At 69.9% G+C, this 14,813-nt stretch carries 14 protein-coding genes; 7 read left to right on the forward strand and 7 right to left on the reverse strand.

All coding sequences use genetic code 11. The annotated features are described in order from the left end of the window. Nucleotides 1-4: 4 nt before the first annotated feature. The 7 genes from CKCBHOJB_RS00655 to gatC all read right to left on the reverse strand — a co-directional run bounded on the left by CKCBHOJB_RS00655 (nucleotide 5) and on the right by gatC (nucleotide 6,513). Complete coding sequence (locus CKCBHOJB_RS00655) at nucleotides 5-424, reverse strand: HIT family protein (RefSeq protein ID WP_281050155.1); 420 nt, start codon at nucleotides 422-424, stop codon at nucleotides 5-7. A gap of 76 nt (nucleotides 425-500) precedes the next feature. Then, nucleotides 501-1,322, reverse strand: a complete 822-nt coding sequence (locus CKCBHOJB_RS00660) for a class II glutamine amidotransferase (RefSeq protein WP_281050156.1) — start codon at nucleotides 1,320-1,322, stop codon at nucleotides 501-503. Between the two features lie 93 nt (nucleotides 1,323-1,415). Next, nucleotides 1,416-2,507 (reverse strand): YeeE/YedE family protein, encoded by a 1,092-nt coding sequence (locus tag CKCBHOJB_RS00665; protein WP_281050157.1) that lies wholly within the window; start codon nucleotides 2,505-2,507, stop codon nucleotides 1,416-1,418. 151 nt (nucleotides 2,508-2,658) lie between these two features. Further along, complete coding sequence (gatB, locus tag CKCBHOJB_RS00670) at nucleotides 2,659-4,128, reverse strand: Asp-tRNA(Asn)/Glu-tRNA(Gln) amidotransferase subunit GatB (RefSeq protein WP_281050158.1); 1,470 nt, start codon at nucleotides 4,126-4,128, stop codon at nucleotides 2,659-2,661. Nucleotides 4,129-4,165: 37 nt separating this feature from the next. Then, nucleotides 4,166-4,663, reverse strand: coding sequence for a hypothetical protein (locus CKCBHOJB_RS00675; protein ID WP_281050159.1), 498 nt, complete (start codon nucleotides 4,661-4,663; stop codon nucleotides 4,166-4,168). Between the two features lie 13 nt (nucleotides 4,664-4,676). Next, nucleotides 4,677-6,149 (reverse strand): Asp-tRNA(Asn)/Glu-tRNA(Gln) amidotransferase subunit GatA, encoded by a 1,473-nt coding sequence (gene gatA, locus CKCBHOJB_RS00680; protein WP_281050160.1) that lies wholly within the window; start codon nucleotides 6,147-6,149, stop codon nucleotides 4,677-4,679. Nucleotides 6,150-6,225: 76 nt separating this feature from the next. Next, the gene (gene gatC, locus CKCBHOJB_RS00685) at nucleotides 6,226-6,513 is read right to left on the reverse strand and encodes an Asp-tRNA(Asn)/Glu-tRNA(Gln) amidotransferase subunit GatC (protein ID WP_281050161.1); all 288 of its coding nucleotides are present in this window, start codon (nucleotides 6,511-6,513) and stop codon (nucleotides 6,226-6,228) included. A gap of 170 nt (nucleotides 6,514-6,683) precedes the next feature. On the opposite strand from gatC, the gene CKCBHOJB_RS00690 reads away from it, so the two are divergent. The 7 genes from CKCBHOJB_RS00690 (at nucleotide 6,684) to CKCBHOJB_RS00720 (ending at nucleotide 14,800) form a co-directional block, all read left to right on the forward strand. Further along, nucleotides 6,684-7,727 carry a rod shape-determining protein gene (locus tag CKCBHOJB_RS00690; RefSeq protein ID WP_004261950.1) on the forward strand — a complete coding sequence of 348 codons (1,044 nt, stop codon included), beginning with the start codon at nucleotides 6,684-6,686 and terminating at the stop codon, nucleotides 7,725-7,727. 64 nt (nucleotides 7,728-7,791) lie between these two features. Further along, nucleotides 7,792-8,670, forward strand: a complete 879-nt coding sequence (gene mreC / locus CKCBHOJB_RS00695; RefSeq protein WP_281050162.1) for a rod shape-determining protein MreC — start codon at nucleotides 7,792-7,794, stop codon at nucleotides 8,668-8,670. Nucleotides 8,671-8,674: 4 nt separating this feature from the next. Beyond that, on the forward strand, nucleotides 8,675-9,196 hold the full coding sequence (mreD, locus tag CKCBHOJB_RS00700) for a rod shape-determining protein MreD (protein WP_281050163.1): 522 nt from the start codon (nucleotides 8,675-8,677) through the stop codon (nucleotides 9,194-9,196). 12 nt (nucleotides 9,197-9,208) lie between these two features. Beyond that, nucleotides 9,209-11,245: a penicillin-binding protein 2 gene (gene mrdA / locus CKCBHOJB_RS00705; RefSeq protein ID WP_281050164.1), complete on the forward strand. Its 2,037-nt coding sequence runs from the start codon at nucleotides 9,209-9,211 to the stop codon at nucleotides 11,243-11,245. Beyond that, entirely contained in the window at nucleotides 11,242-12,384 is a 1,143-nt protein-coding gene (gene rodA / locus CKCBHOJB_RS00710) for a rod shape-determining protein RodA (protein WP_281050165.1), read from the forward strand. Before mrdA ends, rodA begins: the two co-directional genes overlap by 4 nt. Nucleotides 12,385-12,399: 15 nt before the next feature. Beyond that, complete coding sequence (locus CKCBHOJB_RS00715; RefSeq protein ID WP_281050166.1) at nucleotides 12,400-13,557, forward strand: septal ring lytic transglycosylase RlpA family protein; 1,158 nt, start codon at nucleotides 12,400-12,402, stop codon at nucleotides 13,555-13,557. 115 nt (nucleotides 13,558-13,672) lie between these two features. Then, nucleotides 13,673-14,800, forward strand: a complete 1,128-nt coding sequence (locus tag CKCBHOJB_RS00720; RefSeq protein WP_281050167.1) for a D-alanyl-D-alanine carboxypeptidase family protein — start codon at nucleotides 13,673-13,675, stop codon at nucleotides 14,798-14,800. The last annotated feature ends 13 nt before the right edge of the window (nucleotides 14,801-14,813 follow it).

Below are 14,813 nucleotides of genomic sequence, written 5' to 3' on the forward strand. Positions count from 1 at the left end.
TCGCTCAGTCCGGCGTGCCGGGGTTCAGCGCGGCATCGATGGCGCGTGCGAGCGCCACCGGGTCGGCGGCCGGATATGGCCGGCCTTCGCGCTGCGCCGGGCCCCACACCGCCTCCGGGAAATGGCGGTCGTCGCGGTAGCGCGGGATCACGTGCCAGTGCAGGTGGGGCACCATGTTGCCGAAACTGGCGAGGTTGATCTTGGCCGGGTGCAGCAGCGTGCGCAACGCCGCCTCGGTCGCCATCACGACCGCGAACAGATGGCTGCGGTCGGCGGGCGAGAGATCGGTCATCTCGGCGACGTGCTCGCCCCACACCACGCGGCAGAAGCCCGGGTGGGCGGGATCATCGACGCGGATGACGCGGCAGCGGTCGTCTTCCCAGATGACGTGTTCGGGGGGCAGCGCGCACAGCGGACAGTCCATGTTCGGTCTCGAGCTTCAGCAAACGTGAAAACGGCAGCCCAATCTAGCCCGGCCGCTCATGGGTGGCGAGGAATTCTTACGCATCGGACGGCGGACGCGGGAAATCCTGGGCGATCGTGCGCGTCTCGCCGAGCGCCACCGGCATGCCGTCGTGGAAGGCGAGCAGGTTGCCGGGCGGGATGGCGATCCAGCGCTCGTTGTCGGTGAGCGCGGTGGTCGCGATGATGGCGACGCGGTCCTGCGGCTGGGTGACCTGGTTGAAGTCGAGGGCGAGGTCCTCGTCCGACAGGTGGGCGATCGTGAACGGCGCCTGGCGGATGATGTAGGACAGGCGCGAGGAACAGTGCGCGAACAGCCAGTCGCCGTCCGAGAGCAGGAAGTTGAATTCGCCCAGGCTGCCGATCTCGCAGGCCAGTTCGCGCAGCGCGGCGTGGAGCTCGGCCGCCGCCGGCCTGCCCTGCGGGAAGCGTGTCGCCAGCGCGTCCAGGATGTGGCAGAAGGCGTGCTCCGAGTCGGTAGTGCCTACCGGCAGGAAGCGCCCCGACAGCGGCGGGGTGAAATGCTTCAGGTTGCCGTTGTGGGCGAAGATCCAGTAGCGGCCCCACAGTTCGCGCTGGAAGGGGTGGGTGTTCTCCAGCCGCACCTCGCCCTGGGTGGCCTTGCGGATGTGGGCGATGACGTTCAGCGAGCGGATCGGATAGTGCTTGACCAGCTCGGCCACCGGTGAATGCGCGCTTGGCGCGGGGTCGAGGAAGACGCGCACGCCCTTGCCTTCGAAGAAGGCGATGCCCCAGCCGTCGCGGTGGTGGTCGGTGAGGCCGCCGCGGGCGCGAAAGCCGGTGAAGGAGAAGCAGATGTCGGTCGGCACGTTGCAGTTCATGCCCAGCAACTGACACATGGCGGTGCGCTCCGCGCGGACAGGGAATGACGGAGAGTATAACCAAGCGGCGCGCCTTGCCGCGGCGGGGCCTGCCCGGACCCCCTCAGCGCGTCACGGCGCGGCGGGTGCGGACAGGTTGCGGAAGCTGGCCGCGCCCTGGCGATCGACCAGCCAGTCGGTCAGGCTCGCGCCGATCCACATCGCGGTGAGCGTGATCCAGGCGGTGATGGCGAACACCGCCGCGCCCGAAACCCCCGCGCCCACCGCGCAGCCGCCGGCGAGCATGCCGCCGAAGCCCATCAGCACCGCACCGACGATGTAGCGTCGCATCGCATGGCCGCCCTGGAAGCCCTCGAGCTTGAGTTCGCGCGCGAACCAGGCGGCGACGAAGGAGCCGAGGAACACGCCCGGGACCATGCCGAGGTCGAAGCTCAGGGACTGGCCCGGGGGCGACAGCACCAGCATCAGCACGTCGGCCGAGGGGCCGGTGAAGGACAGGCTCTGCACCGGCGTGGACACGAACAGCAGGCCGGCCAGGCGCCAGGTGAACCACCAGGCCACGCCGACCATCAGTCCGGCGCCGATGCCGCCGATCCAGCCCCAGGCCTTCACCTGGTGCCGGCGGGCGAACCAGACCCCGGCGGCGAGCCAGAGCGCACCGAACAGCAGGCCGCCCGCGTGTCCCATGCCGGTGAGGGCGAGCAGGTCGCGCGCCGCGCCGCCGTCGATGGTCCACAGCCCGGCGAGCGCCTCGCGCCAGGGCGACAGGATGCCGTTCATCGAGGCCTGCGCGGTGACCGCGAAGATCAGCCCGGACAGCAGCGCGCGCAGGTTGCCGTTCGCCGCCAGCACCAGCAACCGGCTCGAACAGCCGCGCGCGAGCACCATGCCGATGCCGAACAGCAGTCCGCCGATGGCCGCTCCGGACACGCTGCCCTGGCTGGCGAGCTGGCGCACGGCGCCGGTGTCGAACTGGCCGGCGAGCTGCAGGGACTGGGTGAGAAGGATGGCGGCGGAGAAGGCGAGCAGCCAGACCGCGAGTTTGGGGCCGAACTGCGCGCGTGCCACCTCGATCACCGCGGCGCGCAGGCAGAACTGCGAGCGCTGGGCGAAGAAGCCGAAGGCGGCGCCGATCAGCAGGCCGCCGAGGGCGAGGCCGCGGTCCTCTCCCAGCCACTCGACGAACGCGACGATCGTCTCCAAGGTCTCCTCCTGTGCCCGGACATGAGCCGGGTCTGGTCTTCATTCAACAATATAAGAATGTGACCAATTACAGAAGAAGACTTTGACCCCGCGCAAGCATGCACAGGAAGGATCGGCCGCCTGGGCGTCCCCGCGGCGGCCGTGGGCGGGTTCAGGCGCCGAGCTTTTTCTTCAGCAGCTCGTTGACCTGGGCCGGGCTGGCCTTGCCCTTGCTGGCCTTCATGACCTGGCCGACCAGGGCGTTGAAGGCCTTTTCCTTGCCGGCGCGGAACTCCTCCACCGACTTCTGGTTGGCGGCGAGCACCTCGTCGATCATGGCCTCGATCGCGCCGCTGTCGGTGACCTGCTTCAGGCCCTGCTTGTCGATGACCTCGTCCGCGGTCGCGCCGTCGCCGTTCCACAGCGCCTCGAACACCTTCTTGCCGATGGCGTTCGAGATCGTGTTGTCGGCGATGCGCGCCACCAGCCCGGCGAGCTGCGCGGGCGAAACCGGCGAGGCGGAGACCTCGAGCTCGGCCTTGTTGAGGCGCGCGGCGAGGTCGCCCATGACCCAGTTGGCGCACAGTTTTGGCAACTGAGTGGCCTGCGCCGCGCCGGCCGCCGACACCGTCGCCTGATAGAAATCGGCCACTTCCTTGGAGGCGGTGAGCGTGGTCGCGTCGTAGGCGGACAGGCCCCAGGCGTCCATGAAGCGCGCCTTCATCGCCCCCGGCAGCTCGGGCATTTCCGCCTGTACGCGCGCCTTCCACTCCGGCGAGATCATCAGCGGCAGCAGGTCGGGGTCGGGGAAGTAGCGGTAGTCGTGGGCGTCTTCCTTGCTGCGCATCATGCGCGTCTCGCCGCTGTCGGGGTCGAACAGCACCGTGGCCTGGTGGATGGTGCCGCCGTCCTCGATGGTGTCGATCTGCCACTGCACCTCGTAGTCGATCGCCTGCTGCAGGAAGCGGAAGGAGTTGAGGTTCTTGATTTCGCGGCGCGTGCCGAGCGGCCCGCCGGGACGGCGCACCGAGACGTTGGCGTCGCAGCGGAACGAGCCTTCCTGCATGTTTCCGTCGCAGATGTCGATCCAGCGCACCAGCGCGTGCAGCGCGCGCGCATAGGCCACGGCCTCGGCCGAGGAGCGCATGTCCGGCTCGGAGACGATCTCCAGCAGCGGCGTGCCGGCGCGGTTGAGGTCGATGCCGGTCATGCCGTGGAAGTCCTCGTGCAGGCTCTTGCCGGCGTCTTCCTCGAGGTGGGCGCGGGTCAGGCGCACCGTCTTCTCGTACGCCTGCTCGCCCTCGCCGACGCGGATGGTGATCTCGCCGCCCTGCACCACCGGCAGCTCGAACTGGCTGATCTGGTAGCCCTTGGGGAGGTCGGGGTAGAAGTAGTTCTTGCGTGCGAACACGCTCTTGTCGGCGACGTGGGCGCCGATCGCCAGGCCGAAGCGGATCGCGCGCTCGACCGCGCCGCGGTTGAGCACCGGCAGCACGCCGGGGAGCGCGATGTCCACCGCGCTCGCCTGGCGGTTGGGTTCGGCGCCGAAGGCGGTGCTGGCCCCGGAAAAGATCTTGCTGGCGGTGTTGAGCTGGGCGTGGACTTCCAGCCCGATGACGACTTCCCAATCGGATCGGCTCATGGTCTGTTCTCGTGTTGCGCGTGGCCGCTCACCGGGCTCAATGGCACTGGCCACTGGAGCGGTCGATGATGATCGGCCACAGGTAGTCGAAGGCGCCGCGGCTGCAGCGCGCGGCGCAGTTGGCGAAGCCGACGGTGACGGCCTTGCCCTGTTCCCAGATGTTGACCTGGCAGCCGTCGGCGGCGCGCAGCTGGATGCTGGGCTTCTCGCGCGTCTGGGTGAAGGGACCGTCGAAGCGGCAGCTGCCGCGGCGCGGGATGTCCACGTCGGCGTTGAAGGTCCTGACCTTGGACTGCAGGACGTCTAGGGTGATCCGGGTGACGTAGCCGGCCTCGTCGCGGAAGCGGCAGTCGGCGCGCACGTCGAGCGGCCGCCAGGGCATCGGGCGCAGGCGCTTGCCCGCCGAACTCGGGCTTGCCAGCACCTCGTCGCTGACCGGCGCGTCGGCGGGAGGCACGCCGGGCAGCGCGCAGGCGCCCAGCACCACCGTGGCCGCCAGGGTCGCGAGCCGGCCGTGAAGCGGGCGCGGGTTCATGCGCGTGTGCGGCTCAGGCGGCGCAGGCCGGCCGCCGGACGTGCCAGTCGGTGGCCTGCTGGAAGCGGTGGGCGGCCTCGAGCAGGCGGGACTCGGCGAAGTAGTCGCCGATCAGCTGCAGGCCCACCGGCAGGCCATTGGCGCCGAAGCCGGCCGGATGCGACAGGCCGGGCAGGCCGGCGAGGTTCACCGCGATGGTGTAGATGTCCGACAGGTACATCTGCACCGGGTCGTCGGCCATCTCGCCCAGCGCCCACGCGGTACGCGGCGTGGTGGGGCCGGCGATGACGTCGCAGTGCTGCAGCGCGGCCTGGAAGTCCTGCGCGATCAGGCGGCGCAGGCGCTGCGCCTGCAGGTAGTAGGCGTCGTAGTAGCCGTGCGACAGCACGTAGGTGCCCACCAGGATGCGGCGCTTGACCTCGGCGCCGAAGCCCTCGGCGCGGCTCTTGGCGTACATGTCGGCGAGGTCGCCGTAGTCGGCGGCACGGTGGCCGTAGCGCACGCCGTCGAAGCGCGACAGGTTGCTCGAGCACTCGGCGGGCGCGATCACGTAGTAGGCCGGGATCGCCAGCCTGGCGTTGGGCAGCGAGACCTCGACGGTGGTGGCGCCGAGCGCGCGGTACTGCGCCAGCGCGGCCTCGACCGCGGCGCGCACGTCGTCGGCCATGCCCTCGGCGAAGAACTCGCGCGGCAGGCCGATGCGCAGGCCTTCGAGCGGCTTGGCCGAGGCGGGCGCGGCGAGCTCGGCGGCGTAGTCCTCGGTGGGGCGCTCGAGGCTGGTGGAGTCGCGTTCGTCGAAGCCGGTCATCGCGCCCAGCAGCAGCGCGCAGTCCTCGGCGCTGGCGCCGAAGGCGCCGCCCTGGTCGAGCGAGGAGGCGTAGGCGATCATGCCCCAGCGGCTCACCAGACCGTAGGTCGGCTTGATGCCGGTGATGCCGCAGAAGGCCGCGGGCTGGCGCACCGAGCCGCCGGTGTCGGTGCCGGTGGCGATCGGCGCCAGGCGCGCGGCCACCGCGGCGGCCGAGCCGCCGGACGAACCGCCGGGCACGCGCTCGAGGTTCCACGGGTTCTTCACCGCGCCGTAGTACGAGCTCTCGTTCGACGAGCCCATCGCGAACTCGTCCATGTTGGCCTTGCCCAGGCTCACCGCGCCGGCGGCCTTGAGCAGGCTCACCACATGGGCATCGTAGGGGCTGACGAAGTTCGCCAGCATCTTCGAGCCGCAGGTGGTCAGCACGCCTTCGGTGCAGAACACGTCCTTGTGCGCGAGCGGGATGCCGGTCAGCGCTCCGGCGCTGCCGGCGGCGATGCGGGCGTCGGCGGCGCGCGCGGCGGCGAGCGCGCCCTCACGGTCCACGGTGATGAAGGCGTTGAGTGCGGGGTTCAGCGCGTCGATGCGGTCGAGGAACAGGCTCGCGAGTTCGACGGCGGAGATCTGCCGCGCGTCGAGCGCGCGGCGCAGTTCCGGAAGGGAGGCGTTGATCATCTTTCGGTCAGGCAGGTTGGCGCCGCGGGGTGTCGGGGTCGTCGGGACTGACGGCGTCGAGGGGCCGCGGGGCGGATCATTCGATGACTTTCGGCACCAGGTAGAGCCCGGCTTCGGTCTGCGGCGCGACCTTCTGGAAGGCGTCGCGGCGGTCGGCCTCGGTGACCACGTCGGCGCGCAGGCGGGTGGCGAGTTCCTGCGGATGGCTCATCGGCTCGACGCCCGTGGTATCGACCGCCTGCATCTGCTCGATGAGGCCGAAGATGCCGTTCAGCTTGGCGCGGGTGGCGTCCAGTTCGGTGTCGGAAAGCGCGATGCGCGCGAGGCGGGCGATGTGCCCGACTTGTTCATTGGACAGCGACATGAGGTAACAAAACCTGCTGAATCCACAAAGGTTTGTAGGTTATCATAACTGTCTTTGCCCCGCCCGGGGCTGCGCCGCTTCGCGGTAGCGGGCGGGGTATTCGCGTTGCCGCGCGGAATACAGGCGCGGCGGCACGCGGCTCGACCACTCCACCGGTTTCGGAAGGTTTCATGTTCGGTTTCCTGCGCTCCTATTTTTCCAACGATCTCGCGATCGACCTCGGCACCGCCAACACGCTGATCTACGTGCGCGGCAAGGGCATCGTGCTGGACGAGCCTTCGGTGGTGGCGATCCGCACCGAAGGCGGTCCGAACGCCAAGCGCTCGATCCAGGCGGTCGGCCACCAGGCCAAGCAGATGCTCGGCAAGACCCCGGGCAACATCACCGCCATCCGCCCGATGAAGGACGGCGTGATCGCCGATTTCGTCGTCACCGAGCAGATGATCAAGCAGTTCATCAAGAAGGTGCACGACTCGCGCCTGCTGTCGCCATCCCCGCGCATCATCATCTGCGTGCCCTGCGGCTCGACCCAGGTCGAGCGCCGCGCGATCCGCGACGCCGCGCTCGCGGCCGGCGCCTCGCAGGTGTTCCTGATCGAGGAACCGATGGCGGCGGCGATCGGCGCCGGCCTGCCGGTGTCGGACGCCACCGGCTCGATGGTGGTCGACATCGGCGGCGGCACCACCGAGGTCGGCGTGATCTCGCTGGGCGGCATGGTGTATTCGGGCAGCATCCGCGTCGGCGGCGACAAGTTCGACGAGTCCATCGTCAATTACATCCGCCGCAACTACGGCATGCTGATCGGCGAGACCACCGCCGAGAAGATCAAGAAGGAGATCGGTTCCGCCTTCCCCGGTTCCGAAGTGCGCGAGATGGAGGTCAAGGGCCGCAACCTGGCCGAAGGCATCCCGCGCAGCTTCACGATCTCGTCCAACGAGATCCTCGAGGCGCTGACCGAGCCGCTCAACCAGATCGTGTCCGCGGTCAAGATCGGCCTCGAGCAGACCCCGCCCGAACTGGGCGCCGACATCGCCGAGCGCGGCATGATGCTGACCGGTGGCGGCGCCCTGGTGCGCGACCTCGACCGCCTGCTGATGGAAGAGACCGGCCTGCCGGTGGTGGTGGCCGAGGAGCCGCTGACCTGCGTCGCGCGCGGCTGCGGCATGGCGCTCGACAAGATGGACAAGCTCGCCTCCATCTTCACCTCCGAGTGAGGGCCCGCCCCGGCAGCCGCGCCGGGGCACCCTGCCTCCCATCTGACGGCCCCTGGTTTTGCGGATGTCTCTCGTCGGCCATCAGCCTCCCCCGATCTTCAAGCGCGGACCGGCGCCACTGGCGCGCCTGTTCGTGTTCGTCGCCGTCTGCCTGCTGCTGCTGGTGGCCGACCTGCGCTTCCGCTACCTGGAAGTCATGCGCAACGCGCTGTCGGTGGTCACCTATCCGCTGCAGATGGCGGCGGCGACGCCCGCCGACGTGGTGCGCAACGCCGCGCGCTACTTCGGCACCCTGATCGACGTCCAGCTCGAGAACGCCGAGCTGCGCCGGCAGCAGCTCGGTGCCGGCGAGCGCCTGCTGCGCTTCGCCCAGCTCGAACAGGAGAACGCCCACCTGCGCGAGCTGCTGCAGATGTCGCAGCGCGTGCAGACCCGGAGCATCGCCGCCGACATCCTGTACAACGCCCCCGACCCCTTCGCGCGCAAGGTCATCCTCGACCGCGGCGCCCAGCAGGGCGTGGAGGCGGGGCTGGCGGTGGTGGACGCGCACGGCGTCATCGGCCAGGTCACCCGCGTGCATCCGATCCAGTCCGAGGTCACGCTGCTGACCGACCGCAACCAGTCGCTCCCGGTCAGCGTGGTGCGCAACGGCGTGCGCGGCGTGCTCTACGGCGTCGGCCGCGGCACGCTGGAGATGCGTCATGTGCTCGCCGACGTCGACATCCGGCCCGGCGACCAGCTCGTGACCTCGGGCCTGGACGGCGTCTTCGTGCCCGGCCTGCCGGTGGCCACCGTGACCCGCGTCGATCGCGATGCCGACGCCTTCGCCCGCATCGAGTGCGAGCCGCTGGCGGCGATCGAGCGCAGCGTGCAGGTGCTGGTGGTCGGCCGCGCCGCCTATCCGCCGCCTCCGCCGCCGCCCGAAAACGAGGGAGGACGCTGAGCCCATGCAGCCGACCAACCGCTCCAGCCGCATCCTGCTGCCGGTCAAGCTGTGGTTCGTGTACCTGAGCCTGTTCGTCGCGCTCGGCCTCGAATACATCCCCACCGGGCGCACGCCCGGCCTGCCCGACTGGGTGGCGCTGGTGCTGGCGTTCTGGTGCGTGCGCGAGCCGCTGCGCATCGGCCTGGGCGCGGGCTTCGCCTTCGGCCTGCTGATGGACGTCGGCCTCGGCGCGGCGATGGGGCAGCATGCGCTCGCCTACGTCGTGCTCGCCCATCTCGCCAACAGCCTGGCGCGCCGTGTGCTCTGGTTCCCGGCCTGGCAGCAGGCGCTGCACGTGCTGCCGCTGCTGCTGTTCGCCCAGGCGCTGATGGTGGCGGTGCGCCTGCTCGCCGGGGCGGAGTTCCCGGGCTGGTCGTACTTCCTGTCGAGCTTCAGCAGTGCGCTGCTGTGGGCGCCGCTCTCCTTCCTGCTGCTGCTGCCGCAGTACCAGCCGGTCGAGCGCGATGACAACCGCCCGATCTGAGGTCGGCGGCCGATGACCGAGTTCCGCGCCCCGGCGGTCGATCTCGCCCGCTTCCGCCTGCGGGTCGTGGTGGCGGTGCTGTTCGTGCTCACCTGCCTCGGCCTGCTCGCCGCCCGTTTCCACTTCCTGCAGGTGCAGCGCCACGACTACTTCCTGACCCGCGCCGAGGACAACCGCATCGCGCTGCTGCCGGTGGTGCCGCATCGCGGCACCATCGTCGACCGCCGGGGCGTGGTGCTGGCGCGCAACTACGCCACCTACACGATCGAGATCACGCCCTCGCAGGTGCGCGACCTCGAGGCCACGCTCGACGAGCTCGCCACCCTGGTGGCGATCGACGCCCGCGACCGGCGCCGCTTCCGCAAGCTGGTCGAGGAGAGCCGCAATTTCGAGAGCATCCCGCTGCGCAGCCGGCTGAGCGACGACGAGGTCGCGCGCGTGGTGTCGCAGCGCTACCGCCTGCCGGGCGTGGACGTGAAGGCCCGCCTGCTGCGCGACTATCCGCAGGGCACCACCGCCTCGCACGTGATCGGCTACATCGGCCGCATCAACGAACGCGACGTCGAGCGCATCGAGGAGGACGGCCAGACCGCCAACTACCGCGGCACCCAGCACATGGGCAAGGCGGGGCTGGAGCAGTCCTACGAGCAGGAGCTGCACGGCACGACCGGGGTCGAGCAGGTCGAGGTCAACGCCGGCGGGCGGGCGGTGCGCGCGCTGTCGCACACCCCGGCGACGCCGGGCAACGACCTCGAGCTCACCCTCGACATCGAGCTGCAGAAGGTCGCCGAGAAGGCCTTCGGCGACCGCCGTGGCGCGCTGGTGGCGATCGAGCCCTCGACCGGTGGCGTGCTCGCGCTGGCGTCGATGCCGACCTACGACCCCAACCTCTTCGTCGACGGCATCTCCACCCAGGACTGGAAGGCGCTCAACGACTCGCCGGACCACCCGATGCTGCACCGCGCGATCTACTCCACCTATCCGCCCGGCTCCACCTTCAAGCCCTTCATGGCGCTCGCCGGCCTGGAGACGGGCAAGCGCAGCGCCAAGCAGGCGATGTACGACGTCGGCTATTTCAACTTCGGTGGCCACCGCTTCATGGACGACAAGATCGGCGGCCACGGCATGGTGGACCTGCACAAGTCGATCGTGGTGTCGTGCAACACCTACTACTACCAGCTCGCCAACGACCTCGGCATCGACGGCATCGCCGGCTTCATGGCGCCCTTCGGCTTCGGCGAGCGGACAGGCATCGACCTCCCGGGCGAGGCCGCCGGCGTGCTGCCCTCGCCGGAGTGGAAGCGCGGCCGCTTCCGCAGGCCCGAGCAGCAACGCTGGTTCGGCGGCGAGACGATCTCGGTCGGCATCGGCCAGGGCTACAACGCCTACACCCCGCTGCAGCTGGCCAACGCGCTCGCCGCGCTGGTGAACGAGGGCAGGCTGTTCCGCCCGCACGTGGTCAAGTACGTGGTCGATTCGCGCACCGGCGAGCGGCGCGCGATCGAGCCCGAGCCGCTGCGCGAGATCCCGCTGCGGGAGGCGAACCTGAAGGCGGTGCTCGACGCCATGGTCGACGTCAACGTCAGCGGCACCGGCAAGCGCGCGTTCAAGGGCGCGCCCTACAGCGTCGGCGGCAAGACCGGCACGGCGCAGGTGTTCTCGCTGCGCGGCCAGCGCTACGTCGAGGGCCGGGTGCGCGAGCGCCTGCGCGACCATTCCTGGTTCGTCGCCTACGCCCCGGCGGAGAATCCGAAGATCGCGCTCGCCGTGCTGGTCGAGAACGGCGGCTTCGGCGCCCAGTCGGCAGCGCCGATCGCGCGCCAGGTGATCGACTACTACCTGCTCAACCAGCCGGTGGCCGCGCCGGCGGTCGAGGACGCGGAGGCGGTGGAGGGCGACGACGAGGCCGGCGCGCATGACCACGACCACGAGGCGGCGGGCCCTGCCGTGGCGCACGCGGACGACGCGCCGCCGCCCGTGCCGGCGCCGCGTGCGCCTGCCGCGCTGCCTGCCCCGGCGCCCGCCGCGCCGGCGAGGAGTGCCCGATGAACGAGAGCCGCTTCAATCCGCTCGCGCTGGTGCGCGGTTTCCTGCGCCCGATCGATCCGGCGCTGATGCTGGTGCTCGCGGTCCTGCTCGGCTACGCCCACGTGCTGATGCAGAGCGCCTCCCCGGAGCGCCTGGATGCACAGGTCACCCATATCGGCATCGCGCTCGCCGGCATGTGGGTGCTGGCCTGGCTCAAGCCGCAGCGTCTGCTGTCGTTCGCGGTGCCGCTGTACCTGCTCGGGGTGCTGCTGCTGATCGCGGTGGAGCTGTTCGGCGAGGTGTCCAAGGGCGCGCAGCGCTGGCTCGACCTCGGCGTGGCGCGCATCCAGCCTTCCGAGCTGATGAAGATCGCGATGCCGCTGATGCTGGCCTGGTTCTTCCAGGTGCGCGAGGGGCAGACGCGCTTCGTCGACTTCCTCGTCTCCGGCGTGCTGCTGGTGGTGCCGGTAGGTCTCATCCTGATCCAGCCCGACCTCGGCACCAGCCTGCTGGTGGCGGCGTCCGGCCTGTACGTGATCTATTTCGCCGGGCTGTCGTGGAAGCTGATCATCCCGCTGGTGCTGGTGGCGATCATCGGGCTGGGTTCGATCGTCGCCTTCGGCGATACCCTGTGCCAGCCCGAGGTGGACTGGCAGGTGCTGCGCGAGTACCAGAAGCAGCGCGTGTGCACCCTGCTCGATCCGACACGCGATCCGCTCGGCAAGGGCTTCCACATCATCCAGTCCACGATCGCGATCGGCTCCGGCGGGGTGATGGGCAAGGGCTGGATGGACGGCACGCAGACCCACCTCGCTTTTCTGCCCGAGCGCCACACCGACTTCATCTTCGCCGTGCTCGCCGAGGAGTTCGGCCTGGTCGGCGCGCTGGTGCTGCTCGCGACCTACGTCGTGCTGCTGCTGCGCGGCTTCCACATCGCCGCCAACGCGCCCACCCACGCCTCGCGCCTGCTCGCCGGCGCGATCACGATGATCTTCTTCACCTATGCCTTCGTGAACATGGGCATGGTGAGCGGCATCCTGCCGGTGGTGGGCGTGCCGCTGCCCTTCATCAGCTACGGCGGAACCGCGCTCGTCACGCTCTGTCTGGGTATCGGCATCCTGATGAGCATCCAGCGCAGTCGTTTCGCCGACAAGAACTGAAGGCCCGAGAACCGCATGAATCCCGAGCACTCCACACCGCCGGTCGCACGCCGCGACGTGCGCCTGATCGATCGCAACCCCTTGCTGCGCCGTTTCGCCCTCGCCCTCGGCCTCGGCTGCGCCGCGGTGCTGCTGTCCGCCTGCGGCTCGACGCCGAAGCGCGACGCGGAACAGGCGGGCGCGCCCGCCGGCGAGGCGAGCGCGCAGGCAGGCGGGCGTCCGCCGGGCACGCGCCGTGGCGGCGGCTACTACAAGGACGACGGCCCGGACGAGGTCGTGCCCGAGAACCTCGACGACATCCCCGACGCCGAGCCGCGCGCGGAACCGCTGCACCGCTTCGCCAACCGGCCCTACCACGTCATGGGGCAGAGCTTCGTGCCCGCCACCGAGGTCCGCCCCTTCCGCCAGCGCGGTCATGGCAGCTGGTACGGCCGCCGCTTCCACGGCAATCCGACCTCGAGCGGCGAGCCCTACGACATGTACGCGATGACCGCCGCCCACCCGACGCTGCCGATCCCGAGCTATGTGCGCGTGACCCACCTCGGCAACGGGCGCTCGGTGGTGGTGCGGGTGAATGACCGCGGACCCTTCCTGCGCGGGCGGGTCATCGACCTGTCCTACGCCGCCGCGCACAAGCTCGGCTACGTCAATGCCGGCAGCGCGCAGGTCGAGGTCGAGCAGATCCTGCCGACCGAGGCGCCGCTGATGGTCGCCACGCGCGAGGTGCCGCCGCTGCGCGCGCGCGCGAACGAGGGCGTGGTGGCGGCCGATGCGCCGCCGCCGGAAGCGCGGGCGCTGCCGCCGCTCGCCCAGGCCGCGGCCGATGCGCCCGCGGCCGCGCAAGCCGCGGTGGCGGATGCGGCTGCGCCGGCGGTCGAATGCGGTCCGGTCCCGGCCTGCGGGGCCGCCGAAGGCCTGGCCCCGCCGATCGCCTCGGCGAGCGCGGGCATCTTCCTGCAACTGGGCGCCTTCTCGTCCTATGCCAACGCCGAGGGCTTCCGCGACACCGTCCAGGGCCGGGCGGGTTCGCTGGCCGAGCGCTTCGAACTGCTGGCCGACGGCGAACGTTTCCGCCTCCATGCCGGTCCTTACGAATCGATGGATGCCGCGCGCAGCGCCGCCGCGCGCATGGGCACGCTGCTCAAGCTCAAGCCGGTGGTGATCGTGCGCTGAGCCGGACCCGGCCGGCGCCGGGTTGCAACAAAGGCTTTCGGTTTTTGGTCCGTCCGGGGGTGGCGCCTATAATCGGGCACTCCCGCCTTTCCTCAATTCTCCCCAGGTTTTCCCAATGCGTTTTCTGATTGCCGTACTCGTTTCCCTGTTTTCCCTGAGCGCGCTGGCGCAGTCGGTGCCGCCGCCGGCGCTCGCCGCCAACGCCTGGGTACTGGTCGACCACGCTACCGGCCAGGTGCTGGCCGGCAAGGATCCTGACGCCCGCATCGAGCCCGCCTCGCTGACCAAGCTGATGACCGCCTACCTGACCTTCGCCGCGCTGAAGGCGGGCACGATCAAGCCCGATCAGGTGGTGCCGGTGTCGACCAGGGCCTGGCGCATGGAAGGCTCGCGCATGTTCATCGAGCCCAACAAGCCGGTCACCGTGGACGAGCTGATCCGCGGCGTGATCGTGCAGTCGGGCAACGACGCCTGCGTCGCGCTCGCCGAGACCATCGCCGGCAGCGAGGAGGCCTTCGCCGCGCTGATGAACCGCGAGGCCCAGCGCCTGGGCATGAGCAACACCCACTTCACCAACTCCACCGGCCTGCCCGATCCGCAGCTCTACACCTCGGCCAAGGATCTGGCCATCCTCGCGGCCGCGATCATTCGCGACTTCCCCGAGTACTACAACCTGTATTCGCTGAAGGAATTCACCTACAACGGCATCAAGCAGCCCAACCGCAACCGCCTGCTGTACATGGATCCGACGGTCGACGGCATGAAGACCGGCCACACCAGCAGCGCCGGCTACTGCCTGGTGTCGACCGCCCAGCGCGGCGAGCGCCGGCTGATCTCGGTGGTGCTCGGCGCCGCCTCCGACACCGTGCGCGCGCAGGAGTCGCTCAAGCTGCTGAACTTCGGCTTCCAGTTCTACGAGACGGTGAAGCTGTATGCCGCGGACCAGGCGCTGTCGCAGTTCCGCGTGTGGAAGGGCAAGCTCAACGAGCTGCCGGTCGGCTTCACCCAGGACTTCGTGCTGTCGCTGCCGAAGGAGTCGGCGGACAAGATCCAGGTCACGCTCGAAAGCCGCCAGCCGCTGGTCGCCCCGATCGGCAAGGGCCAGCCCGTCGGCACGCTGTCGCTGACCGTCGATGGCAAGCCCTTCGGCCAGTACCCGGTGGTCGCGCTGCAGGAGATCGAGATCGCCGGCTTCTTCGGCCGCCTGTGGGACGCGATCGTGATGTTCTTCAAGAGCCTGTAAGCCGATGGGAGGC

Source organism: Thauera sp. GDN1, from assembly GCF_029223545.1.
In the GTDB taxonomy this organism is placed as follows: Bacteria; Pseudomonadota; Gammaproteobacteria; order Burkholderiales; family Rhodocyclaceae; genus Thauera.

Coding starts and splice junctions, on each gene's coding strand:
- CKCBHOJB_RS00655 (WP_281050155.1), bottom strand. CDS start 424: ATGGACTGTCCGCTGTGCGCGCTGCCCCCCGAACACGTCATCTGGGAA.
- CKCBHOJB_RS00660 (WP_281050156.1), bottom strand. CDS start 1,322: ATGTGTCAGTTGCTGGGCATGAACTGCAACGTGCCGACCGACATCTGC.
- gatB (WP_281050158.1), bottom strand. CDS start 4,128: ATGAGCCGATCCGATTGGGAAGTCGTCATCGGGCTGGAAGTCCACGCC.
- CKCBHOJB_RS00675 (WP_281050159.1), bottom strand. CDS start 4,663: ATGAACCCGCGCCCGCTTCACGGCCGGCTCGCGACCCTGGCGGCCACG.
- gatA (WP_281050160.1), bottom strand. CDS start 6,149: ATGATCAACGCCTCCCTTCCGGAACTGCGCCGCGCGCTCGACGCGCGG.
- gatC (WP_281050161.1), bottom strand. CDS start 6,513: ATGTCGCTGTCCAATGAACAAGTCGGGCACATCGCCCGCCTCGCGCGC.
- CKCBHOJB_RS00690 (WP_004261950.1), top strand. CDS start 6,684: ATGTTCGGTTTCCTGCGCTCCTATTTTTCCAACGATCTCGCGATCGAC.
- mreC (WP_281050162.1), top strand. CDS start 7,792: ATGTCTCTCGTCGGCCATCAGCCTCCCCCGATCTTCAAGCGCGGACCG.
- mreD (WP_281050163.1), top strand. CDS start 8,675: ATGCAGCCGACCAACCGCTCCAGCCGCATCCTGCTGCCGGTCAAGCTG.
- mrdA (WP_281050164.1), top strand. CDS start 9,209: ATGACCGAGTTCCGCGCCCCGGCGGTCGATCTCGCCCGCTTCCGCCTG.
- rodA (WP_281050165.1), top strand. CDS start 11,242: ATGAACGAGAGCCGCTTCAATCCGCTCGCGCTGGTGCGCGGTTTCCTG.
- CKCBHOJB_RS00715 (WP_281050166.1), top strand. CDS start 12,400: ATGAATCCCGAGCACTCCACACCGCCGGTCGCACGCCGCGACGTGCGC.
- CKCBHOJB_RS00720 (WP_281050167.1), top strand. CDS start 13,673: ATGCGTTTTCTGATTGCCGTACTCGTTTCCCTGTTTTCCCTGAGCGCG.